Raw genomic sequence first — 23,780 nt, forward strand, 5'->3', positions numbered from 1 at the left:
GGGAGGTCCCATGTGAGAGTAGGTCATCGCCAAGCTTATATCCTAAAACCCTGTTAGGTTCTTTTGAACCTGACGGGGTTTTTTTATGTCTTTACAAAATGCACCCAAGGGTATAAAAACTACGGGAGGCCGTTCCAGCAGATCCCTGTGCTCACGCCATTCGAACTCCTGTTCATCAAGTAGGGCGACACGCGTCAAGAAATTCATCCTAATGGATGAATTTTAGCAAGCGCACCCATACGGGTATAAAAGCGACCAGGCCTCTGCGCTTAGGCTGGGTCATCGCCAAGGTCTTGTACCCGAATGGGTATATATCCTAAAAACCGCTGATTCCAGAAGGAACGGCGGTTTTTTTTGCCTGAAATACATCCATATTGACCTTGGTAAGCTTCTTCTCGCTGAGTTTTAAGAAGAAGGGGAGATCTATTGGTGTGTTCGGGTTTATATATGTCATATTCCTATTAGGTTGTTATTGAGCTTAAGATTGCCTTTCATCAATGAAAATTCCTCGTATAAAGTGATGCTTTGCCTCAAATTTATTTTTTGGTTTTTATTTAATTGAGAATTTGATTAAAAAAGGTATTAGGATAGCTCATAGGTAGATTTTGGATTAATTTGTTTATGTATCGACCTTATTTTGGTTTGAATCAACTGCCCTTTAAGACTACGCCTGAGTTGGCGATGTTTTATAGAGATGGCTCTCGCGAAGAAATTCTTCAGGCTCTTGAATATACTGTTGTGCGTGGCGATGGGATTCTTAAAGTTGTTGGTGAGGTGGGATGTGGTAAGACCATGATTCTGCGACTTTTGGCTAACGAGTTAGATGATAGTTTTAAGCTTATCTATGTTAATTCGCCTAACTTATCTGCTAAAGATATGCTGTTGTTTATCTGCTCTGAGCTTGGGGTAGAGGTTAATGCTAGTGAACAGAAGTTTTCACTTATAAGCTTATTGCAGAAGCGCCTTCTGCAATTGTATTCTCAAGGTAAAAAAGTTGTAATGCTAATCGATGAGGCGCAATCCATGACCTTGGATGGATTGGAAGAAATTCGGTTGTTAAGTAATTTAGAAACTGATAGTGATAAATTATTACAAGTTGTATTATTTGGCCAGCCCGAGTTGGATCGAGCTTTGGAGCATCCAAATATCAGGCAATTGAAAAGTCGTATTACCTATAGTATTTATATCCCTCCTTTTTCTATTCAAGATGTACATTCTTATTTGAACTTCAGGATGCGTAAAAGTGGTTATTCTGGAGTTGATGTTTTTAGTCTTTCAGCTGCCAAAAAGATAACCAAACTTACAGGAGGATATCCTCGAGATATTAATGTAGTAGCTGATAAATTATTGATGTCGGTTTTTAGTAAGCAGGATAAATTCGTTAGAAGTAAACATTTTTCCGCAATCGAGCCGAATCGGCAAAATGTTCAGTGGTTGCGTCAGGCATCTGTATTATTGGTCATTTTGTTGTTCGCAGGTTCATATTGGCTCTATGCAAATAACACTACTGGAGTGGTTGATGTAGTGTCTTTTAAAAATAAACCTACTTCGTATGATTCAGTAGTAACAAAAGATGATATAGATAAAGATACTGATGGTGTAAAGACGTATACTAATTCGCATGATGCAGAGGAAGTGTTAAGTAACGATAATACTAATTTCGTTGAAGAGCAATCGTCTAATGCCGATGTGGAAAGTGAGTCGCTAACTACATCAAGAGTGAATCAAGAGTTAGAATATTCATCTGTACAGGCCAAATTAGCATCCAGTATAAAACCTTTTCTTATTGATTCTCAGGGAATTGTAGATAATTTATCTCCTAATAGTTACAGCATCCAGCTCGCTACAATCACGCTTGACAGTTACCCTCGAATGCAAAGAGAATTTAAAAGAACTGGCGTTGATACCAGAGAAATTTTTTATATTCTTGATTTAAAAGAAGTTGAAGATAAAGAAAAGAGTGGTTTTCTTCGTCTAAAAGTATATTTAGGAAAGGCGGCTTCCTATTCTCTAGCAAAGCAGATGTTGCAGGGTTTGCCTGTTAGCTTGCAACGATCAAAGCCTTTTATTGTGTCTTCGCGCATAATAAAAAAAGAATTTAGCCAAGCGCTTCAGTTCGTAACTAATACAAATGGTGGATCCTATGTCAATGAGTCCTAGAAAATTTAAAATGCTAATCTTAAGTAGCTCAATTTTGGCCGTACTCTCATTGCAAGGTTGCGAAAGTTCTTCTGTAAAAAAAGATTCATCTCCAGCGCTTTCTGAAACTTTTGTTCCAAAGGGTCATATTGCTTCTCCAGAAGCGTTGGAAAGTAAAAATTTAAGAGAATCTAGTATTCCTAAAATTTCTATGGCTCCTTCCACAGAACTCCCACCTCTTGACTTGATTCAGAAAGAACTTTATTCAATAACTGCCATAAAAGTACCAATTACTGAACTCTTATTTCAGGTTTCACAAGATTCCGGTAAGGAAATAGACATCTTTAATGGTGTTGAAGGTACGGTAACTATTAATGCAATCAATCAACCTCTAGAGGTGATATTGGATCGCATGGCTGAACAGGCAAATTTTGTATTTGAAATGCGTGATAATATTATTAAAATTCGTCCAGATCTTCCTGAGTGGCGTAATTATACTGTTGATTATGTGAATATATCTAAGAGTTCTACTGATACTATTGATATGAAAATGAATGTTTCTTCTACTGTTGAGGGTTCATCATCTCAAATAGGTAAAGGAAGTTCTTCTCAGGTAAAAGTTTCTTCCGAGCATAATTTCTGGCTACAGTTGGAGAATAATATTCAACGCCTAGCGCAACTTGATCCTTATTCAGTCTCTGATGAAGTCGCTAAAACTGAGCAAGGCAAAAATAAACAAGTTTCAAAAGGAGCATCGCAAAACACAGTAGTAAATCCTGAAGCAGGGATGATTTCAGTGTTTACGACTGATAAAAAGCACAGAGCAATCAAAGAATATATAAGCCAGGTCGCTAGCCGTGCTGAAAAACAAGTGTTAATTGAAGCAACTGTTGTTGAAGTTACTCTTAATGATAAATATCAGGCTGGTATTGACTGGTCTGCGGTAAAAGATCAAGTTGGTGGAGTTAGCTTTAATGCTCCATCTGTTACAAACCCAAGTGATGCTTTCGCGGTTGGTACATTAAATCCATCGGGTGTTGCAGGTTCGATTGCATCTGGGAAATGGAATATTCTTGCTAATTTACAGCTTTTGAAGCAGTTCGGTGACTCCAAGGTTCTTTCAAGTCCGAAAATTATGGCAATCAATAATCAGACAGCATTGCTCAAAGTTGTTAACAATTTGGTGTATTTCACTGTTGAGGTTAATGCAACTGCATCTACAACTACAACTGCTGGGCAGGTAACTTACGAAACAGAGGTACAAACGGTTCCGGTTGGTTTTACTATGAGTGTGACGCCTTTTGTTAGCGATAATGGCTCTGTGACTTTGAATGTGCGTCCAACTCTATCTCGTAAAATTGGTGATGCAGCAGATCCTAACCCAGCTTTGAGTGAGGCAGGGGTAACAAGTTTGATTCCGATTATTCAAGAAAAAGAAATGTCCTCTGTTTTAAGACTGCAAAATAGACAAGTTGCGGTTATAGGCGGGCTTATTGAGGATGGTAATAGTAAAAACAAATCGAGTGTTCCTGCATTAGGGGATGTACCTGTTTTGGGGAATTTATTTTCTGTTAGAGATGATGATAAATCGAAGAGTGAGTTGGTGATTTTTATCCGTCCAGTCATAATCGATAACCCTGATGTATACAACGGTGATTTACAGTCAGTTGGACAGTTCTTAAAAACTCAAACGATGTAACTGGGTTGAGGTGCAGCAGTGAGTGTTTTATTAGATGCCTTAAAAAAAGCAGCCGAAGAGAAGAATAAACATACTTTAGAGTCTGAAAAAAGTCAGGCTTTAAAATTGTCTGCAGAAGATTCTAAAGAACCATCATTGTTGACCAGTTCTGAAGATTCGCAAGACATGAAAGTTTCTTCAGATAAAACGTTGAAAACTCTTGATGAGAGTCTGCCTAAGGCATCAAATTTAGATTTAGATGAAATTGTCGACGATTTTTCTGAAGAGACTGTTGTTCCAATATCGACACTCAAACCAAGTGTATTGAATCAAAATGACGAAATGCTTGAAAGTCGAGAGCAGCAGTCATCTGCAATTAAGCTAAAGTTTTCGGCGCCAGAAGTGACGTCCATAGATAGATCTGATGTTGAAGTTGAAGTTCCGGATGTTCCTGAGCAATTTGCAGAACTTGAAAGAGGTGTGCTCAAAGTTACTGCTGAAAATAATGAAGAAAGTGATTTGCAAAAAGGTGACCCTTCTTCGAATCCAAGTGATAACGCTGTAGAACAAACGGTTGAGAAGAGAAACGAAGGTGATGAAGGTAGTTATCAATGGAGTCTTGATCAAATTCCTGCGTATGTGCCGGTTCCGGGTCAATTAAAGACAAGACCAGAACATGTTGACGTTGAGCAAAGTTCTTCTGTTGAAGAAAGGGACAAAATTAATTCTGAGCAGGGGAGCGAAAAGTTAGCTAACAATAGTATATTGACTAAGAATGCTCATGCTACGCCTTATGGTTTCCGTAAATCAATTCTAACTAACCCAAAAATCATATTATCTCTTATATCAATAACGGTATTTATGCTGGTTGGCATCTACACGGCTTATTATTATCAACAGGAAAATGAACGTTTAGAAGCAAGTTTTGATCGCTACAAAATTGATCCAATAAAAATCAATTTGCCTGAAAACACAGTAATTGAGCCCGAAGTAAAGCCAGTCGATGCGGACTCTCAGAATGTAAAGACTTTAGGTGATGAAAGCAAAAATGCAGTAGCTAATGTTGAGATAGATGACCAGAATACTGTGGAAGTGCCTCTTGCCAAAATTGAATCTGAACCTGAAATGGCAAAGTTGAAAACCGTGTCGCAAGTTAGCGCTAGCAAGAAAGCTGCGGTAACCGAAAAACCTAAAATCAATTCATTGAAAACATCGGATAAGGTTTTAGTGATGGATACAGCAATATCAACGATTATTCAGCCTAAACCACAGGCAGTTAAAGCGCAAATAACTAAGTCCAAAGCCTTGACTCAAGAACAGAATGCACTTGCAGAAGGTTATGGTTTTTATCAAGAAGGTGACTGGAAGTCGGCACGCGATGTATTTGCTAAAGTTTTAGAAAGTGAACCAAAAAATTTAAAAGCAAAGTTAGGCTTTGCTGCAACCCAAAATTACTTAGGTAATCCTGAAGACGCGCTAGCGGTATATCAAGATATTTTAAAAGAAAATCCAGGGAATAGTTATGCTTTAGAGGCGGTTGCCGAAATTGCTAATACTGTTTTAGAGCTGAATTCTGAATGGATGCAGCAGTTGTTGGAATTAGCTCAGAAATATCCGAAATCTGCCGTATTACAGAATGCGCTTGGTAATGTTTATGCTAAACAAGAGAATTGGTTTAAAGCTCAGCAACAGTATTTTAGTGCAGTGGCGATTAAGGATTCAGAGCCTACATATTTAATGAATTTAGCAGTCAGTCTAGATCATTTAGGCAAATATTTGCTAGCTGAAGACTATTATAAAAAAGCCTTGATTTATCAAAAAAATGGAACGGCAGTAGATCAAGATGTAATAAAACAGAGATTACTTGTATTGCGACAGTTTAGAAATATGGAGCCCTAATGCAATATCCAGAAAGGCTTGGTGAGCGCTTAATTCGTGATGGCTACATAACGCGTGACCAACTCAATATTGCATTGACCGAGCATAAAAGAAATGGTCAGAAACTTGGTGAAACCTTAGTTGGAATGGGTTTCATAAGTGTTGACGTGCTTCGTGAAGTTGTCGGTTCCTATGGCGGTTTCAGCGCAATGAGTTTAAAGGACGTTGTTCCTGATCCTCGAGCAATATCCTTGGTTTCTGAAACGTTTGCACATAACTATATTTTGATGCCAATTAGTCTTTCGGAAAATGTCCTCAAAGTGGGAATGTCCAACCCCGGGGATATTATGGTGTTGGATAAGTTGCGCCGTCATCTGCATCGTAGTGATATTCGAATAGAACCCGTTCTGGTTGTTGAAGCGGAAATACAGCATGCAATTGACAATTATTATGGCTATGAACTTTCAATTGAAGGGATTTTAAAAGAACTCGAAACAGGGCAAATCGATTTTACTGCGTCCGGAAATGAAAGTGAATATTCTCAGCCAATGGTTCGGCTAGTAGATAATCTTTTAACGGATGCTGTAAAAAGAAATGCATCGGATATCCACTTTGAACCTGAAGAAGACTATATTCGAATTCGTTACCGTATCGATGGTGTATTACAAGAAATTCGCCTTTTGCATAAAATGTTTTGGTCAGGCTTGGTGGTTCGTTTAAAAGTTATGTCGAATTTAGATTTAACTGAACAGCGTTTGCCGCAAGATGGTCGTATGACTCTTGTTGTACAGGGAAGAAGAATAGATTTTCGTGTATCTTCGTTACCTTGTACGCATGGTGAAAACTTTGTTTTACGTATTCTCGATAGAGAAAAAGGAATCGTCCCTCTAGATAAACTCGGCCTAGCTGAAGAAGCTTATCACGACTTGAAATTGATGATTGCGAGGCCGACTGGGATTTTTTTGGTGACAGGGCCTACGGGTTCAGGGAAGACGACAACACTGTATTCAATCTTGAATGAATTGAATGATATGGGTGTAAATATTATGACGTTGGAAGATCCAGTTGAGTATCCAATGTCTTTGATTAGACAGACACCTGTTAATGAGGAAATCGGCATGGATTTCGCAGCGGGGATTCGATCTTTATTACGCCAAGACCCGGACATTATTTTGATTGGGGAGATTCGTGATGGCGAAACCGCTGAGATGGCGTTGCGAGCGGCAATGACCGGTCACCAAGTGTTTGCTACATTACATACTAACTCAGCAATTGGAGCGATTCCTCGGCTGCTGGATATTGGCGTGTCACGTTCGATTTTGTCGGGGAATATTATTGGAATTGTTGCGCAGCGTTTGGTTCGTAAGCTCTGTCCTCATTGCAAAGAGGCCTATCAACCTGAAGCATTTGAAAAAAAATTATTGAGTATTCCTTTGGATGAGGAAGTAACCTTGTATCGGTCAAAAGGCTGTCCTAAATGCAATAACGTTGGCTATAAAGGACGCTTAGCTCTGCTTGAAACGATGCGTTTCAATGGTGAAATGGATGATTTATTATTAGAAGGCGCATCACAGCATACGATTCTTAGTAAAGCAAAAGAGAAGGGTTTTATTGATATGGCGCACGCTGGAATTAACTGGGTTGTTAAAGGACAGACAACTCTTGATGAAGTGAGTCGTGTAGTTGACTTAACCGAATTACTGTAGGAATTCTAAGATGCAGAATTACAATTACATAGGAATCAATCAGTTCGGAAAACGAGTTAATGGCGTCATGCCTGCTAATAATGTCCATGAACTTGAACAGAAATTAAAAAAAACGCAAATTGATCTACTGAGTTCTAAAGAGCAGAGCAAAGGCTTATCTCTATCCTTCGGAACAAAAATAAAAAAACGTGACATTATCACCATTACTTTTCAGCTCGAACAGATGTTGGAAGCGGGCGTTCCGTTAATGGAAATTATCGAAGATATGAAAGATACCTTTGAAAATGATGCCGTTAGAGAAATGCTCGCTAATATTTATGAATCTATGGAGGGAGGAAATACTTTTTCAGAATCTCTAGAGGGTTTTGAAAAAGAGTTTGGCCGAGTATATATTTCTCTTGTATCGGTTGGTGAGAAAACCGGTAAACTCGAAGAGATCTTACGTGATCTTGGGAATATGATGAAGTGGGAAGATGAGCTCGCATCAAAAGCCAAAAAGGTCATGATTTATCCTGCGATTGTTGCAACCGTCGTCGTTGCAGTAGTGATTTTAATGATGCTTTTTGTTGTTCCTGAACTGCTTGGTTTCATTACTTCTATGGGTGGAGAGATTGGTTTTGCTACGGTTGCATTGATTGCGACATCGAATTTTATTCAGAATTATATACTTCAATTAATCATTGCTCCTATTGTAGGGGTTGCAATTTATAGATGGTGGCGAAAGCAATCCCCTGATTTTAAACTTAAATCAGACGAGTGGAGCTTAAAAACTCCTATTATCGGCGAGGTGATACATAAGTTGAAGTTAGCTAGGGTTGCAAATTCTTTATCTGTCATGTACGGAGCGGGGGTTAGTTTTCCAGATAGCCTTCGTATGGCATCACTAACGGCAGGTAATAAACACCTAGAAGCGAATATTATGACGGCTGTAGGTATGATTGAAGATGGTAAGGAAATTTGGATCTCTTTTAGAGATTCAAATGCTTTTCCTATGATGGCAGTGCGCATGATCAAATCTGGTGAGCTAACTGGGAAAATGGATGTGGCTTTAAAGAATGTTAGTTACTTTTATGACCGTGAAGCGAAAGAATTGATTGAAAAGATTGAGCCGGCAATAGAACCTGTATTGACAGTTATTATGGGCTTTATCGTTGGGTGGGTCATGATTGCTGTGCTTGGCCCGATTTACGACACTATTGCCCAGGTACAATGATATGCAATATGTATTTTATGTAACAGAATCTGGCTTTCGCGCCTATTCGAGTGTTTTATCGGATGCAGGTGTTGAAGAGTTTTCTTGGGATGATATTGCTCAAATTGAATTGTTTATCAGCCAACTATCTTCCAAAGTAGAAGTTATGTTGGTTCTAGACCTAATCGATGAGGATTTATTCTTCGAGTGGGTGCCTAAGGTGATGCCTTGGGAAAGAACGGCTTTGCTTAAACGTCGTAAAGAACGACTAATGTCGGAAAAAATCGCTTTGAGTGAAGTTCATTCGACTAATCAGCTGCGCAAATCTGATGAAGGGCGAAAAGAAGAATTGATCTTATCGGCGACAATAAGCGATTCATTTAAGTTAACTCGGTTTCTTACAAATCTTGAAGCTGCACAAGTAGTGATTAAAGGTATTTATTCGAAACCTTTCCTTCTTACTTATTATTTTCGACAAGCAATTCGTCCAAGTTTAGGTTTAACCAAAGAGCAGGAAGCTTTACCTTTTCTAATAATATCGCGACAGTCTGAACTCAACTATAGACAAACCTTCTTCTATCAAGGGGAAATGCGTCTCAGTCGTCCAGTTGAAATTGAGGCTCAGGATAAAGATCCGCAGTCAATCCATAATGCTTTACTAGAAGAGACTAAGTTAGCTCTTACCTATGTTTATAACCAAAAAATTATTCCGTTTAATGCGCCAATAGGCCTGGTTTTCCTAGAAGAAGATGAATTAGTTTTAAACCATATTGAAGAGGATTGTCTAAGCTCAGGAATTATTCGGCCAAGTTGGGATCCTCAAGATTATTATTTTGTTTCCAAGACTTTTGCGGAATTTAATGCCGGAATGCAGTATTGTCTTGACAGTCGAACCTGCTACTCAGAACAGGCAATTATTGATTTTCTTTTTCAGAATGACATAAAAGGATTTTATTCGACTGAATATGTCACGCAGATACAAAATTTTCAAATAGGTCGCAAGTTTCTATATAGCTTCAATCTAGCGCTTTTAGCAGGAGGTTTGGCTTTCATTCTTATTAATGGTGTTGATAATTTTTTAAGTTGGCAGAGAATCGGATTATTAGATCAAAACATTGCCTCACATCAAAAAGAAAAGCAGCGTTTAACAGAATTAGTTAAGTTGCAGGATGATGCGCAACAAATTAAGGCATCGGTTGAATTTTCTGAAGCGGTGCTTAATCTTCGTGTAGATCGCTTGATTGGTTTTAATATTCAAGGGTTTAGTGAAACGGTTAAGCGTCATCCGAACATCCAGCTAAGTACGCTGGATTGGCGTAATGCAGGACCTCTAGATAGTCTCCAACATGAATTGGTGATGGATGGATGGGTTTTCCCTTTTTATGACACTTATAAAGACCCTGTTGCTTGGGTTGATGCACTTGTAAATGATTTAGAGCAACTTGATAAAGTTGAAACAGTCACTCTAGTTAAAGAACCTTTGAACCGAGAATTGAAACAAGCAGTAAGGGTTAATACCGATCAAGGTGAGGTTTATGCCTTACCATTTAGTATTAGTATGAGGTTAAAAGATGGCCAGTTTAAGTAAGATTGTCCAAGATCCGTTTTTTAAACGTTTCTTTCAAAACCTCCTGATTTTTACCGTATTGATGTCAGCAACAATTGGTGGTGCATGGTATGGCTTTCAAGAGTTAAGTAAGGAACTTAATGCCCAGGCGAAGCCGAAACAGGCGCAGTTAAATCGGTTGAAAAGTGAAGTTGATTTTTTAGAAAGACAGGTTGAACTGTACCAACAATACGGGGATAAATATGCTGAATTAATGAAAAAAGGTTTGGTAAAAAAACAAGACCGTGTATTTTGGGCAGATAGCTTAATTCGCCTAAAACAAGGGTATTTAATGCCTAAATTTAGTTTTGAGTTTTTGCCTGAAAAGCCTCTGAGTTCGGCGCAATTTCAAAAGGTTAAAGTACCCCAGAAAATGTTTTTTTTCAGTCGCATAAAGTTGAATATGGAATTGCAACATGAAGAAGACTTGTTGCGCTTTTTTGAGTCCGTCAATGAACGCGTTTCTCCTTTATATCTAATCGAATCTTGTGATAATAAATTGCGAGATAATGACTATGAAGTTAACGCAAATTTTAATCTGACTCAAGGTAATGTAATTACCAGTTGTACCATAGTGGTATTCCATACTCATATTAATCTGGGAAAGAAAAAACCGGAGACAAAATAGTTGTTACCAACAAGTAATGGATAATTTCAGTTATTAACAGCTTAAGCTTCGCATAACCCTGAAAAGGGGAACTTGTTATGAAAAGAAATAAATATATATTTGTAGTCGGTTTGGCATTGCTAACCATCAATTCTTTGGCATTTTCTGGACCAACGGATACGACAAATGCAATGATAGATTCTGCCCGGGAAGTGAATGAAACGACAATCATTTTAGAACGAGGGGCGGATGGCAAGCTTAAAGTGGTTGATGAAGTTGAGTCAAAAAACTTGACGGCGTTGCAAGAAGATGCTGTAGATAAGTCTACGAAAGCAAAGACTCCTGTTGTTACAAATCCTGATAATGACGTGCTGAATAAACCCCTAAATCTTCAGACAATTCTCTTGGATAAGCCGACCCGTGAAAAGATTGATCGTCAACGTGCTGCTTATATTAACCCGCCGGTAACGAAAGAGATTGAAAAGATTCCCCCGCCACCTCCTCCGGGAAAGGGCACAGGATCCAAAAACTATAAGCCAAAGAAAAAACCGATTTATTTACCGGGCAAATTGGCAGTTTCTGCTGTCGTAATGAAGCCAAATGGCGACTCACTGGTTCGTATCAATGGTAAGTACAACAATACATCGTCTAAGCACATTACAATTAATAAAGAGCATACTTCTCCTAAAGGTGTGGCTTTGGAAGTGATCGATAAAGAACAGATTGTTCCGGTTGGAAGTACTCTGATGCCAAGAAAGTCCAAGGTGATTCCTACTTACCAAATGGTACAGCAGGAAAAAGCACGGGCTAAACGTCGCGCAGTTCCGAAAACGAAAGAAACCGTGGCAAAAGACACCCTTGAACAAGTACAGATTTTGACAAAGAAACCTAAGCCGTAATGAATACAATCCCTATTTATTTTTGGCCCGCATTATTTTTCGCGGGCTTTTTCATTTATACCTCTTACCATTTCTACAGGCAGTGGCGCCAAGAGCAATCGTTAAACCAGCAACGCGAGTTAGACCGTCAGGCGGTTCAGTTACAGCTTGATAATCTATTACTGCAGCAGGCTGAATGGCAAGAAGAAGGGCGCTTGCTTAATGAGAAGTTAGGACTCTTATCCGATGCTAAGGGGCAAGTGTTGCAGCTTGAAAAACAGTTGCAGGAGTCTCGCCAACAATTTGCATTGCACGAACAAAAAGTGGAGCAACTTCAAGTTCAGTTAAGTGATGCTCAGGCCAAACTAGCGACAGCAGAAACTTCATTGAGGTTGAGTCAACAGAACTCCGAAGAGAAGTTAGCTTTTCAGCAAGAAGCGAAACAACAGCTCGAACTTGCTTTTAAAAACTTAGCGGGTCAGATTTTTGACCAGAAAAAGCAAGAGTTTTCGCAGTTAAATAAAGATTCGGTGCAGTCCTTGTTACAGCCTATGCAGTCATCTTTAGAGCAATTTAAACAGCGTATAGAAACGACGCATAAAGAATCGATTGAGGGGCGCGCGACCTTGCAACAGCAGTTAAAGCAGTTGCAGGAACTCAATTCGCAAATGACCGAGGAAGCCAAAAATCTTACTCAGGCTTTGAAAGGAGACAGTAAAACTCAAGGGAATTGGGGGGAATTGGTTCTTGAGCGTTTATTGGAACGTTCCGGATTGCGCGAAGGCATTGAGTTTGACCGTGAGAAGAGCTTCCAGCAAGCAGATGGCTCTCGTCTACGTCCTGATGTGGTTCTGAATTTGCCAGATAATAAACACATTATTATCGACTCGAAAGTTTCCTTAAAAGATTATGAAGCAGCGTTAAATAGTGACGAGGCAAATGCTCAAGGCAAAGCACTGAAGAGTCATTTGCAGAGCTTACGCAAACACATCGATGCTTTGGCCAGCAAACGATACGAGCACTTGGAATTGCTGAACGCCCCGGATTTTGTGTTAATGTTTATTCCCGTAGAAGGGGCTTATCTGATGGCAATTGAAGCAGAGCCTGGAATTTTTGAAGATGCTTTTGATAAGCGTGTTGCTGTTGTTACCCCGACCACCTTGTTTACTAGCTTGAAAACCATTGAGCAGTTGTGGCGCTATGAGCGTCAGAGTGAAAACACGGTAAAACTGGTTAAGCGTGCCGCAGAAGTGCATGACAAATTTGTTGGTTTTATCGATAGCTTTGAGAAGATAGGCAAGCAGTTAGAAACGGTGCAAGGCAGTTATCAGCAAGCGAGAACACGTCTGATACAAGGCAATGGTAATTTGGTTCGTCAGGCAGAGATGCTCAAGGAACTTGCCGGCAAGACTAAGAAAGAGCTGCCGGAGCATCTGCTTAATGAGGCACAAGGTTCTAAATTACTAACTGAAGACGAACGCTGATTCACAAGGTGGTTTGCATTAATAACCAAGTTTTTCCATCTTTTTGAGCTTGCTTGTAGCGCAATCCTAAAGTTTCTGGAAGATTCTCTGCCAGCGTTGTTTGATAACCGAGCCGATGATAAAAATCATGCAGGTAATCAAGTGGAAAGCAGCTGATCTGTACCTCATTAGAGCTTTCGTGAGCTAGTTTCTGATGTGAAAACTTTATCAGCCTAGCGGCGATGCCTTGGCGGCGATATTCGTCAAGTACAAACAAACCGCGCAGCCAGAAATGGTTTGAGCTGACGGTGACAAACCGCGCAAAGCCAATGACTTTATTGTCTATTTTAGCGATAAAAACCTTATCATCTTGCTGCCAGTTTTTTTGTTGTGCAAGCTTGAGAAAGTGCCTTATTTGAAAGTTCAATGCGACATCATTTGTCTCGCATAAAGCGATATAGCAAAGTGGGTCACTCACGGTCTTATTTTCTTCTATTAACGTAAACTGATTCTATCTTATGGCTAGAGAGCTTTGTGCACAATGCAATCGACCGCTTAGCGCATGCTGGTGTCATTGCCGATTATTGATTGATAACCAAGTCGAGGTTGGGATTCTGCAACACCCAACCGAGCAAAAACAGGTCAAATCGACCGTTCCGCTACTATTGTCGTGCTTACAAAAACAGTTCGCGTGGGTCGGCGAGCAAATCGAAAATACCCAGCTATTAGCCGAAACAGACATTTCTTTACAGGAATGGCTCGATAACCCAAAAAAGACTTATCTGCTTTATCCTGCCACTGAAGATGAAAATATTACCGTAGTAGAGGCGAAGCAGTTGCAAGAGCCTGCACAGCAGTTACAGGTGTTGGTTTTAGACGGCACTTGGCGTAAGACCTTTAAGATGTTGCAACTTAATCCTGTATTACAGCGACTGCCTCGAATTAGTATTCGAGCGCAACAGGTATCACAATACAGCATTCGCAAACAAAAAGACGAAGGCAGTTTGTCGACTATCGAAGCCGTTGGACAGCTTTTAACAGAAGTGGAAAATCAACCAGAGATCACAGAAAAGCTAAATCAAGCGTTTATCTGCTTTCAAGAAGCGGTTTTTCCATATATTAAAAAGTCTTAAAGCGGTGTTTTGTAAGGTTCGCCAGAGATTTCCCGTACCAGCTTCGGCACCAAATAACCCGGTAATTTTGTCCTCAACTTTTCATGCAGGGCTAAGGCTTGTTGGTCGCTAACCTCAAAATGGCTAGCGCCTTGCACCTTGTCCAGTTGGTGTAGATAGTAGGGAAGAATGCCTTGTGCAAATAGTTTGTGGCTAAGATTTTTTAGCGTTTCTACCGAGTCATTGATGCCTTTTAACAGCACGCTCTGATTCAGAAGGGTAATGCCCGCTTGGCGGTACTTCGCAAACAGCTCTTTAGTTTGCTCGCTCAATTCATTAGCGTGATTGCAATGCACGACAATAACGATATTCAAACGACTTTGTTGCGCCCAATCTAACCATTTATTTTGTATGGCTTTATCCGGCGCCACTACTGGGGTTCGGGAATGAATTCGTAGCGTGGTAATATGCGCAATGGCTTCAATTTGTTGGCTGAGCTTTAACACTGCCGCTTCACTTAAACTCATCGGATCACCGCCACTTAAAATCACTTCATGTAGACTGTTATCTTCAGCAATCGTGTTGAGTGCTTCTTGCCAGTGCCGTTGGTTGGTATGCTCTTCATACGGAAAGTGGCGACGGAAACAGTAACGGCAGTGAATATCGCATTTTGGACTGGCGATTAATAAAACGCGTCCATGATACTTATGCAGTAAGGATGGCTGCGGGTTTTTTTTAAAATCGCCGACCGGGTCTTGAGAAAAGCCTTCTGTTTGTCGAAGTTCTTCTTCAACCGGTAGAATCTGTTTTAAAAGTGGGTCCTTACTGTCAGCAAGCTGAATCTGCGAGATGAAATGCTTAGGCGCTTTATAAGGGAATTCACTGTCAATAAGCTTGTCGTTCAATGTTTGATCAAGTTTAAGCTGTTGCAAAAGGGCGGCGCTGGAACGAACGGAATCTGACATGAGCTCTCAAATCGGGGTAGGTAAAACGCATTATTTTAAACCTTCAAGGTTTTGCGGTAAAATGCGCGGCAACTTTTTATTGAAAAATGGATTAAAAAATTATGGCAACGGTAAGCACTAACGAATTTAAAAATGGTCTTAAGTTCTTAATGGACGGACAGCCTTGTACCATTGTTGACAACACCATCGTGCAACCTGGGAAAGGACAAGCGTTCAATCGTGTTAAATACCGTAACTTGATGACAGGTCGTGTTTTGGAAAAAACCTTTAAGTCTGGTGAAAAAGTTGAAGCGGCTGATGTTATGGATACTGAATTGCAGTATCTATATAACGACGGCGAGTTCTGGCACTTTATGGACGCAGAATCTTTTGAACAGTTCCAAGCGGCAGAGGCTGCGGTTGCTGACGTTGCGAAATGGTTAGTTGAACAAGATATGTGCGTAGTAACCCTATTCAACGGCGATCCTATTTCGGTAACACCGCCAAAGCAAGTTACTTTGGAAATCGTTGAAACCGACCCGGGTCTAAAAGGCGATACAGCCGGAACAGGTGGTAAGCCGGCGACGCTAACAACCGGTGCAGTCGTTCAGGTTCCGCTATTTGTGCAAATCGGCGAGAAAGTTATTGTAAACACCGAAAAAGGTGAATACGTTTCTCGCGCGAAATAATCGATGCAGCAGACGATTATTAACCGTCGTCAACAGCTGAAACAACGCTCGCAGTTTCTGCAACAACTGCGGGCGTTTTTTTATGCTCGCGATGTTTTAGAAGTGGATACGCCGATGTTGTCACAGGGGGCGACGCCGGATTTACATTTGCGTTCCCTCAGCAGTGAGCTGCAAATTCCTGGGCAAGCGAATAAGCAAAACTATTTTTGGCATACTTCTCCTGAATACCCGATGAAGCGACTATTGTGTGAAGGTTCCGGGGATATTTTTTATCTCGGAAAAGTGTTTCGTGATGGCGATATTAGTCCTCGCCATCAGATCGAATTCACCATGTTGGAATGGTATCGTCTTGGCTTTTCCTTGCCGCAGCTCATTGACGAAGTCTGTGAACTGGTCAATTCCGTTTTGCCAGAGCAACGTCAAATACAAAAATTGAGCTATCAGCAAGCCTTTCAGCAATTTGCCGGTATTGCCGATATTTTCCAAGCTTCGGCGCAAGAATGTATCGATTGCCTGAATCGACATAATGTGCCTGAAATTGTCGGGGTTGATAAAGACGACAAGGTTCTTTGGGAACAGCTTATTTTGACTGAAGTCATCGAACCGCAACTTGGGCAATGCGAGATTACGGTTATCCATGACTTTCCGGCGCGTGATGCAGCGTTGGCGAAAATCGATGATGCTAATCCTTGGATTGCGAAACGTTTTGAAGTATTTGTCGATGCGATGGAATTGGCGAACGGTTATAACGAGTTGGCAGATGCCGATTCTTATCGGCAGCGTTTCGAAGAGAGTCTTGCGCATAGGCTAGAGTACGGTTTGCCGCAAGTTCCTCTGGATGAAAATTTGTTAAGTACCCTAAAAGCGAAACCTTTACCTGAATGTAGTGGTGTTGCTCTGGGTGTAGACCGTCTATTGATGCTATCTTTAGGCGTTAAAGACATCGCGCAAGTGGTTTGTTTTTCAACAGAAGCTTGCTAAGGGGCTTGACAAGGTGTTGTATAATATCCTGATTTGCCGTCGCTAATATTTAGCGGGCGCGTCTAGCGCTTTATGCTCGAAGATTTGCCATAGGCTCAACCCCCATACCTTGCCTGTAAAATTGAATAATCAGGTAAATTGAATTGGAATAAGGAGTAGATAATGAGTGATGTACCAGTAACCAAGCGTTCGCAAATGGTATTGTTTTCTGATTCAAAAAGCCCAAGCTGCCATCGTGTGCGTCTAGTTGCTAAAGAAAAAGATATTCCGATGGATGTTATCGAAGTTGAAATTGATAACCTGCCTGAAGACTTGGTTGAGTTGAATCCTTACGGTACCTTACCGACTTTGGTAGACCGTGATCTTGTGCTTTATGATCCTCAGGTCATCATCGAGTATCTTGACGAGCGTTTTCCGCATCCGCCATTAATGTCAGTTGATCCGATTTCTAAAGCGCGTGCTCGCCAAATGCTACGCCAAATCGAAACCGAGTGGTATCCATTGGTTGAAACCATTACTTATTCGGAAGACGAAGCGGAAGTGAAAACAGCGCGTCGTGACTTGCAAGAGCGCCTGATCCAAATGATTCCTGCCTTCTCGCACAAAGATTTCTTTATGAGTGACGATTACTCGTTGGTTGATATTTCAATGTCGGTGTTGTTATGGCGTTTGCCATTCTTAGGTATCGACTTGCCGAAGAGTGCTAAACCAATTATCGATTACGCGGAAAAAGTGTTAGAGCGTGAGATGTTCGCGGAAAGCCTGTCTGACGACGAATTGGATATGCGAGACTAAGTTGATGATTTCTAATCGTCCTTATTTAATTCGCGCGATTTACGACTGGGTGGTCGATAATGGTTGGACGCCGCATCTGCAAGTCGATGCGAATTATCCAGGGGTTGTTGTGCCGACTCAGTATGTTCAAGAAGGCATGATTGTCTTAAATGCCAGCCCGACCGCAGTGGTTGGTTTGGAAATAGGCAATGAGGAGATTAGTTTCTCGGCGCGTTTTCAAGGTGAAGAGCAAGGTTTGTATTTCCCGCCAGAAGCGGTGCTAGCCGTATTCGCGCGAGAAAACGGGCAAGGTATGCCTTTTCCGCCGGAGCCTTATCCGGAAGGTGCCGAAGTTGATGAACAAGCAGAGAGCCAATCAACGCTGAAAGCGGTGGATGACCAGAAATCAGCTAAAAAACCGGCTTCAGCATCGACAGTCAAGAAGGGGAGTAAAACCGCAAAAAAACGTCCGACACTTTCGGTTGTTAAATAGGGTTAACACTCTCTTTTAAAACGAAAACCCGAAACTTAGCGATTAAGTTTCGGGTTTTTTATTGCCTGAACACTTTCAATTTATTCGGCAAAGGGCAGGATAAAATCCACTTGTGTTCCATGCTCGGCAAAGGCATTTCGCACTTTGTCTTGGTCTTTGGCTTGCATAATCAATTTCAAATTTGGGCCAGCGTCCATGGTGAAATAAACTTCGGTTCCCTGTTCGCGCAACTGCCAGACAATTTGCATAGCTGCGACGGATTCCGGCTGCCAATAGACAATTGGCGGCCAAGTAGCGATCATGGTGGCGTGCATGCTTAAGGCATTGTGTTCGGCGGTTTTGCCTAGTGTGCCGAAATTCTGTTCGATAATCGCTTGGCTAATGGTTTGTAAATTGCGTTCCGCTTGCTCTGGCCAACTTTTATACAGATCACAGGTTTCCACTGTTTGCTGCATGCCGACGGTTGAACCGACCGCTTTCTCTTTGGTATCGACTTTCACTAGACCGATGCAAAATTCCGGCCAGTGACTGTCGAGCGCTTCAGCAAAACTGTCCATGCCGTCTTCTTGTTCACCACGATGCCATAGTGCAAAGCCATCAAATAAGGAACGGCTGGCACTACCGCTACCGAAACGTGCTAGCAAGGATAAGTCGGTTTTCGGCAACTGCCATCCGAATAGGTCATCCAGTGCTAGAACCAAAGCGGCATAGCCTGATGCTGAAGAAGCCAAGCCAGCGGCAGTCGGTACGCTATTCACCGTTTCCACGGTAAAAGCAGGGCAAGCGTCACTGCGGAAATAGTCCAGAAACAGGCTTAAACGCTTGGCAAAGGTAACATCCGCGCCAAGTTGTTCGCCATTCAAAACAATCTTGTCCTGCCCTGTTTGTAGCGGTTTTAGAACGGTTTCTGTGCCGAGTCCTGGCAAGCTAATGGAAACACTGCCGTTAATCGGCAAATTAAGTACTTTGTCGCGTTTTCCCCAGTATTTGCTCAGTGCGATGTTCACCGGTGCTGACCCCAGCCCTTGAGGACTATTTGGCGTTAACGGCTGTGGGTTTTTACTGGCTTGTAAAAGTTGTTGGATAAATTGGGTTTGTCTTTGTCGGTCGTTGTTCATGATTCAGTATTGGTTGTTTGCGTGACGATATGACTACCGACTGGGCTAATCGGTAGTTGTACTTGTAGATAATTGGAAATGGCTTCTGGGTCCGAACAGTTTTCCAGTAACGGCTTGAGATAGTGATTTGGTCGGTGTTTGCTATAGACTTCGCCGATTGCCAGTACACAGTCGCCCAAACCAGAACCGGAAATTTTGCTGGCCCAGACTAACGGGCAGGCGCGCAGTTGTGAAACTAAGAAGTCCAAAGTGATGTCGCTGACGCCGAGCTGTTCCAATAGGTTTTGGTATTGGTCGAAGCTACGGTAAAAAATCGGTAGGTTATTTTCAATTAGCGCATTGCGGGCGTTTTGAGTGATGTCGCCCATGCTTTGATACAGTTTATGTAAGGCATTTGGTCTGTCTTGCCACTCTTCAGCGACGCGTGCGAGTACTTCGCCAGTAGGGGTTTTATAACCGCTGTAAATCAGCAATATATCCATATTGACCGACAAGGATTCTATTTTGAGAGGCTTGTTGTCGCATGGTGGTTGAAAATACACTACGCCGCCAAACAAGCTAGCGGCTAAATCCGTTGCAGAGCCTCTGCCTTGGATTTCGACAATAATTTCCTTACCAATATCCCAGAGTTCGTATTTGGAAAGCTTATTGCCAGTGATATGGTTTAAACCGAACAGGGTTGCGGCCAATACCGCAGCAGAGCTGCCTAAACCGATAGTCGAAGAAAATTCACTGTTAACTCGAAGATCCCAACCAAAGCCTTTTTCTAAAAGGGCATTCTGAAAACGAGCAAATGCTAAACAAATAAATTGCAGTTTTGGATGGCATCCTAAGTCATGCAAGTTGGCACTATATTGTGCTAAATCGGAAATAATGACAATCGAATCATCTTCACGCGCTTGCCATTCTATGCTAATCCACTGGTCTAGTGCGCAGGCTAAAGCAGGATGTCCATACACTACGCTATGCTCGCCGAGCAGCATGGTATTAGCAGGGGCTTTGGATATAAAGTTTTGCATTAGTCTACTCACCGCTCGATTTATAAAGTGTCAGAGGCTGAAACTTATAGCCCATCCGGTCACACAAGTCGTTTGGTGCTTTCGTGCCGAAATAGATGACCACGCCAGCAGAATCGCCAGCGACTGCACCGGCACCACAGACTTTTGCACAGGCATTTAATTCCAATTGATTTAATTGCTTTATGAATTGTTGCACGTTTTTCGGCACCACGCCGATTTGATTGAGTAGTTCTTGATTTCGTCTAATTCCGTCGACAAACTGTTCAGTAGAATGCGCTTGCCAAGCGTGCTTAATTTGTTTAACCACTTCGGCAAAGTTTTGCCACCGTTTTTTGTCGGCGCCAAAATTATCTCGAACATGGCTGACACAAGCGCCAGTCGAGGTCTTCGGCTTACCGGTATCGATTAACCAAGCCGACAGTGGCAGGGTATTTAAACCGAGTGGATGGATGTGTCCGGGGATGGAAAATTCAATTACGGTTTTTGCCAATAAAGTCGCTGGGTCAAGACCGCTGGAACGACCATGTTGATAGCTTTCGATTTCGGTAGCCTGTTTTAGCAGCTGTTCCGGTTTTAAATGCAGGGGGAGAATTTTTGCAGCGGCTTTAAGCGTTGCCAAGATAACGGCCGCCGAACTGCCCATGCCGCGCCCTAGCCAGTTTTCCGAGGTGACGCGAATATGCCATTGCCCTGAGGCAAGCGTTTGATAACGGCTAATGCGCGCCATGCATAGCAAAATCAATTGCGCAGGATGAGTCAGTATTGCGGTTTTGTTTACATCTGCCGGGTTATTAAAAGCTTCGAACCGCGCTTCAATACTTATTAACTCTTGCTGCCATTGTTCATAGCTGTAACGACATGAGATGCGCAAGTCCGGCAGCTCAATAAAGAATTCGCTGTTATTGGTGTGATCTAACGGGGTAAATTGAATGTCGCAGGTGGTCGGTAGATTAATTGCCATACTGAGCGCCGGCGTCCCGAATAAAACTGAATGCTCACCGCATAGAATAAGTTTGCTCGGAACTTGGCAACTGGCCGATTTGAGAGTGCTCATATTGGAAACTTTTGCCTATTCTACGGTACAAATAACAGCAGCTGTATGAGCAACTCGGTGAAAAAGGCTACTCTGCGTTGGTCGCCTGTTTGCTGTACTGACGCTTGTCATCTTCGATACCTGAGAAACGGAAGGCGCCTTTATTGAAATGCTCGAGAGTTAAGTTAGGTTGCGCGTAATCGGTTTGATAATAGAACTGTACATAGGTCTGATAATCCAGCTCTTCACGTTCATCAATTTGCTGTTGATGGCTTTCGGTCATCAAGACTTTTTCATAGCCGGGTTGAATTACGCCGGTAAAGAATTCTGCGACACAGCCTGAACCGTAGCTAAAGAAGCTGACTCGTTTATTGTCGAGTTGATCTTTAACATTATCTAATAATGAGATAAAGCCGACAAATAGTGAGGCACTGTAGCTATTACCGACAATGCGGTTATAGATTTGGCTTGGCAATGTCTTCGCGTCAGCATGAGCTTTTTCTAACTTGCTACCGACTTTACGCATTAAGGTTTGATGTGCCTTTTCTGCCATTTTGGTAAATGGAATGTGGTAGCAGAAATAATCGATATCGTCGAAAACGCGACCTGTCTGCTCGGTGAAGTGATCCCAAGTCTGTTTCAAACTGTTTAGATACACTTTAGTTGAATATTTTCCATCTACCAAAGCCGTGTTTCGGTGATTCGGGCGCCAGAAATCCATGACATCATCGGTGAAATAACCGGAGCCGGCTTCAATTTCAAGAATGCGAGGATTTTCGGTAATCAACATGCCGACCGCACCGCAACCTTGGGTTGCTTCACCTGAAGAGTTTTGATCGTATTTAGCAATGTCGGCAGCAATAACCAGAATTTTCTCTTTGGTATTTGCTTTGACCATCGCAGTCGCCATCTGCAAACCTGCTGCACCTGCATAACAAGCATGTTTCAGCTCAATCATGCGGCAGCGGCTTGGCAGATTTAATAGTTTGTGCAGAAATACTCCCGCTGACTTGGATTGATCGATACCGGTTTCGGTGGCGAACAATACGGCGGTAATTTCATTGCGGTCGATTGCTTGAAGGATCGGCTCTACCGCTTTCGCTGCGAGCGAGACAATGTCTTCGTCCGGAGGTGCAATGGACATTTTTTCTTGGCCAATACCGACATAGTATTTATTCACATCAATGCCTTTTTCTTGAGCAAAGGTATCCATGCCCAAAAAATAGTCCGATGTTGCAAAATGGATTAAATCAATACCAACTTTCATAATGTCCAAATCAAATTAATGTTCTCAATTTTTCTTTGACCGTCGCCAGAGAAACGCAGAATTATAGCGGTTTTTTTGTCCTATTTCTTGTTGTTGTTTTTCGACAAATGTAAGTTTTTTATCAAAAACTGTATCTAGCTACCGGCAATGACGCTCAAAAGAGTGCCAAGGGGACTGCAAGATAAGGTCGCTATTAAAGTGTAAATCATCTAAATTTTCAATAGCCAGCAGAAATTGCACGGCTTGAAACTCTTGTTTAAATTGTTGAATTTTTTGTATGCAATCTTCAGTTGACTGCATCGCAGGTTGCAGTAAAGGTGCTGCACTTCCGACCAGTTTAGCACCTAAAATTAATGCTTTGACCATATCCACCCCGGAGCGAATGCCACCGCTGGCAATTAAATTGGCTTGTGGGATAAATTGTTGTGCCAACATTAAACTTTCAGTGGTGCTCAAGCCCCAATCCTGCAAAGTGATGCCAAGATCATTGTCTGAACGATGCGCTTCGATGCGGCTCCAAGAGGTACCGCCTTGACCCGCTAGATCAAACCATTCAACGCCGGCTTCCAGTCCTAAACGAATATCGGCAGGGCTTAATCCCGAACCCACTTCTTTGAGGATAATGGGAACTTCTAGGCGATTTTTCAAATCGGCGATTTTTTCTGCTAACCGAGCAAAGTTGCTATCGCCTTCCGGCTGGATAATCTCTTGCAGCGGATTGAGATGCAGATAAATTGCATCGGCTTGTAAAGTGTCGATAGCCCGTTGCACTTGCTCAACACCGAAACCATAATTCAGTTGTACGGCACCAATATTGGCAATCAATGGCACATTCGGAGCATATTGACGCAGTTTGAAACTGGGTTCGGCAGCAGGATTATTAATCATGGTTCTTTGTGAACCGACCGCCATAGCCACTTGGCATTCTTCGGCGGCTTCAGCAAGGCGGCGATTGATATTCGCCAAATTATCGGCCGCGCCACCGGTCATTGAAGAGATTAAAAACGGAAAAGAAAGTTTCTTGCCGAGAAATTCACTGGAGCTGTCGATTTTGGCAAAATCGATTTCCGGCAGAGCACGATGCATTAAGCGAATCTGGTCGAAATCGCTTTTACGTTCAATCTTCGGATCATGCAAAATGGCTTGAATGTGATCCTGCTTTCGTTGCGTAATCTGCCGCTGATCTTGCTTGCTAGACTTCAT

21 protein-coding genes are annotated in these 23,780 nt (G+C 41.9%); 14 read left to right on the forward strand and 7 right to left on the reverse strand.

All coding sequences use genetic code 11. The features are described 5' to 3' along the window. Window positions 1-621: 621 nt before the first annotated feature. From J3998_RS06165 to J3998_RS06205, 9 genes are all read left to right on the forward strand, one after another. Window positions 622-2,160 (forward strand): ExeA family protein, encoded by a 1,539-nt coding sequence (locus J3998_RS06165; RefSeq protein WP_208148608.1) that lies wholly within the window; start codon window positions 622-624, stop codon window positions 2,158-2,160. Next, on the forward strand, window positions 2,150-3,838 hold the full coding sequence (mshL, locus tag J3998_RS06170) for a pilus (MSHA type) biogenesis protein MshL (protein WP_208148609.1): 1,689 nt from the start codon (window positions 2,150-2,152) through the stop codon (window positions 3,836-3,838). Before J3998_RS06165 ends, mshL begins: the two co-directional genes overlap by 11 nt. A gap of 18 nt (window positions 3,839-3,856) precedes the next feature. Further along, window positions 3,857-5,716 carry a tetratricopeptide repeat protein gene (locus tag J3998_RS13490; protein WP_208148617.1) on the forward strand — a complete coding sequence of 620 codons (1,860 nt, stop codon included), beginning with the start codon at window positions 3,857-3,859 and terminating at the stop codon, window positions 5,714-5,716. Continuing rightward, window positions 5,716-7,401, forward strand: coding sequence for a GspE/PulE family protein (locus J3998_RS06180; RefSeq protein WP_208148627.1), 1,686 nt, complete (start codon window positions 5,716-5,718; stop codon window positions 7,399-7,401). Before J3998_RS13490 ends, J3998_RS06180 begins: the two co-directional genes overlap by 1 nt. 10 nt (window positions 7,402-7,411) lie before the next feature. Beyond that, window positions 7,412-8,614: a type II secretion system F family protein gene (locus tag J3998_RS06185; protein WP_208148629.1), complete on the forward strand. Its 1,203-nt coding sequence runs from the start codon at window positions 7,412-7,414 to the stop codon at window positions 8,612-8,614. Window position 8,615: 1 nt separating this feature from the next. Continuing rightward, window positions 8,616-10,181, forward strand: coding sequence for a hypothetical protein (locus J3998_RS06190; RefSeq protein ID WP_208148631.1), 1,566 nt, complete (start codon window positions 8,616-8,618; stop codon window positions 10,179-10,181). After that, on the forward strand, window positions 10,165-10,827 hold the full coding sequence (locus J3998_RS06195; RefSeq protein WP_208148633.1) for a hypothetical protein: 663 nt from the start codon (window positions 10,165-10,167) through the stop codon (window positions 10,825-10,827). Before J3998_RS06190 ends, J3998_RS06195 begins: the two co-directional genes overlap by 17 nt. 77 nt (window positions 10,828-10,904) lie before the next feature. Then, window positions 10,905-11,705: a hypothetical protein gene (locus J3998_RS06200; RefSeq protein ID WP_208148635.1), complete on the forward strand. Its 801-nt coding sequence runs from the start codon at window positions 10,905-10,907 to the stop codon at window positions 11,703-11,705. Then, on the forward strand, window positions 11,705-13,168 hold the full coding sequence (locus J3998_RS06205) for a DNA recombination protein RmuC (protein WP_208148645.1): 1,464 nt from the start codon (window positions 11,705-11,707) through the stop codon (window positions 13,166-13,168). The genes J3998_RS06200 and J3998_RS06205 overlap by 1 nt, the downstream gene beginning before the upstream one ends. 1 nt (window position 13,169) lies before the next feature. Here J3998_RS06205 and J3998_RS06210 read toward each other — a convergent pair whose 3' ends face one another. Next, the gene (locus J3998_RS06210; protein ID WP_208148648.1) at window positions 13,170-13,625 is read right to left on the reverse strand and encodes a GNAT family N-acetyltransferase; all 456 of its coding nucleotides are present in this window, start codon (window positions 13,623-13,625) and stop codon (window positions 13,170-13,172) included. A gap of 40 nt (window positions 13,626-13,665) precedes the next feature. Between J3998_RS06210 and J3998_RS06215 the strand changes: the two genes are divergently transcribed. Next, a complete protein-coding gene (locus J3998_RS06215) occupies window positions 13,666-14,280 on the forward strand; it encodes a tRNA-uridine aminocarboxypropyltransferase (protein WP_208148650.1) in 615 nt (204 codons plus the stop codon). Here the strand turns inward: J3998_RS06215 and epmB are convergent. Continuing rightward, window positions 14,277-15,224, reverse strand: a complete 948-nt coding sequence (gene epmB / locus J3998_RS06220) for an EF-P beta-lysylation protein EpmB (protein ID WP_208148652.1) — start codon at window positions 15,222-15,224, stop codon at window positions 14,277-14,279. The two genes, J3998_RS06215 and epmB, sit on opposite strands and share 4 nt — an antisense overlap. Window positions 15,225-15,325: 101 nt before the next feature. Here epmB and efp point away from each other — a divergent pair, with 101 nt between their 5' ends. The 4 genes from efp to J3998_RS06240 all read left to right on the forward strand — a co-directional run bounded on the left by efp (window position 15,326) and on the right by J3998_RS06240 (window position 18,140). Beyond that, window positions 15,326-15,892: an elongation factor P gene (gene efp, locus J3998_RS06225; protein WP_208148654.1), complete on the forward strand. Its 567-nt coding sequence runs from the start codon at window positions 15,326-15,328 to the stop codon at window positions 15,890-15,892. Window positions 15,893-15,895: 3 nt separating this feature from the next. Next, on the forward strand, window positions 15,896-16,873 hold the full coding sequence (gene epmA / locus J3998_RS06230; protein WP_208148656.1) for an EF-P lysine aminoacylase EpmA: 978 nt from the start codon (window positions 15,896-15,898) through the stop codon (window positions 16,871-16,873). A 162-nt stretch (window positions 16,874-17,035) separates the two neighbouring features. After that, a complete protein-coding gene (locus J3998_RS06235; protein WP_208148658.1) occupies window positions 17,036-17,668 on the forward strand; it encodes a glutathione S-transferase N-terminal domain-containing protein in 633 nt (210 codons plus the stop codon). Between the two features lie 4 nt (window positions 17,669-17,672). Then, entirely contained in the window at window positions 17,673-18,140 is a 468-nt protein-coding gene (locus tag J3998_RS06240) for a ClpXP protease specificity-enhancing factor (RefSeq protein WP_208148660.1), read from the forward strand. A gap of 80 nt (window positions 18,141-18,220) precedes the next feature. On the opposite strand, the gene mvaD is transcribed toward J3998_RS06240, so the two are convergent. The 5 genes from mvaD to fni form a co-directional block, all read right to left on the reverse strand. Next, the gene (mvaD, locus tag J3998_RS06245; protein ID WP_208148662.1) at window positions 18,221-19,258 is read right to left on the reverse strand and encodes a diphosphomevalonate decarboxylase; all 1,038 of its coding nucleotides are present in this window, start codon (window positions 19,256-19,258) and stop codon (window positions 18,221-18,223) included. Further along, window positions 19,255-20,277, reverse strand: coding sequence for a mevalonate kinase family protein (locus J3998_RS06250; RefSeq protein ID WP_208148663.1), 1,023 nt, complete (start codon window positions 20,275-20,277; stop codon window positions 19,255-19,257). Before J3998_RS06250 ends, mvaD begins: the two co-directional genes overlap by 4 nt. A 4-nt stretch (window positions 20,278-20,281) precedes the next feature. Beyond that, a complete protein-coding gene (locus J3998_RS06255; RefSeq protein ID WP_208148665.1) occupies window positions 20,282-21,331 on the reverse strand; it encodes a mevalonate kinase family protein in 1,050 nt (349 codons plus the stop codon). A 67-nt stretch (window positions 21,332-21,398) separates the two neighbouring features. After that, window positions 21,399-22,577 (reverse strand): hydroxymethylglutaryl-CoA synthase, encoded by a 1,179-nt coding sequence (locus tag J3998_RS06260; protein ID WP_208148686.1) that lies wholly within the window; start codon window positions 22,575-22,577, stop codon window positions 21,399-21,401. Window positions 22,578-22,715: 138 nt separating this feature from the next. Next, window positions 22,716-23,780, reverse strand: a complete 1,065-nt coding sequence (gene fni / locus J3998_RS06265; RefSeq protein ID WP_208148698.1) for a type 2 isopentenyl-diphosphate Delta-isomerase — start codon at window positions 23,778-23,780, stop codon at window positions 22,716-22,718.

This window comes from Thiomicrorhabdus marina (assembly GCF_017571465.1).
Taxonomy (GTDB): domain Bacteria; phylum Pseudomonadota; class Gammaproteobacteria; order Thiomicrospirales; family Thiomicrospiraceae; genus Thiomicrorhabdus; species Thiomicrorhabdus marina.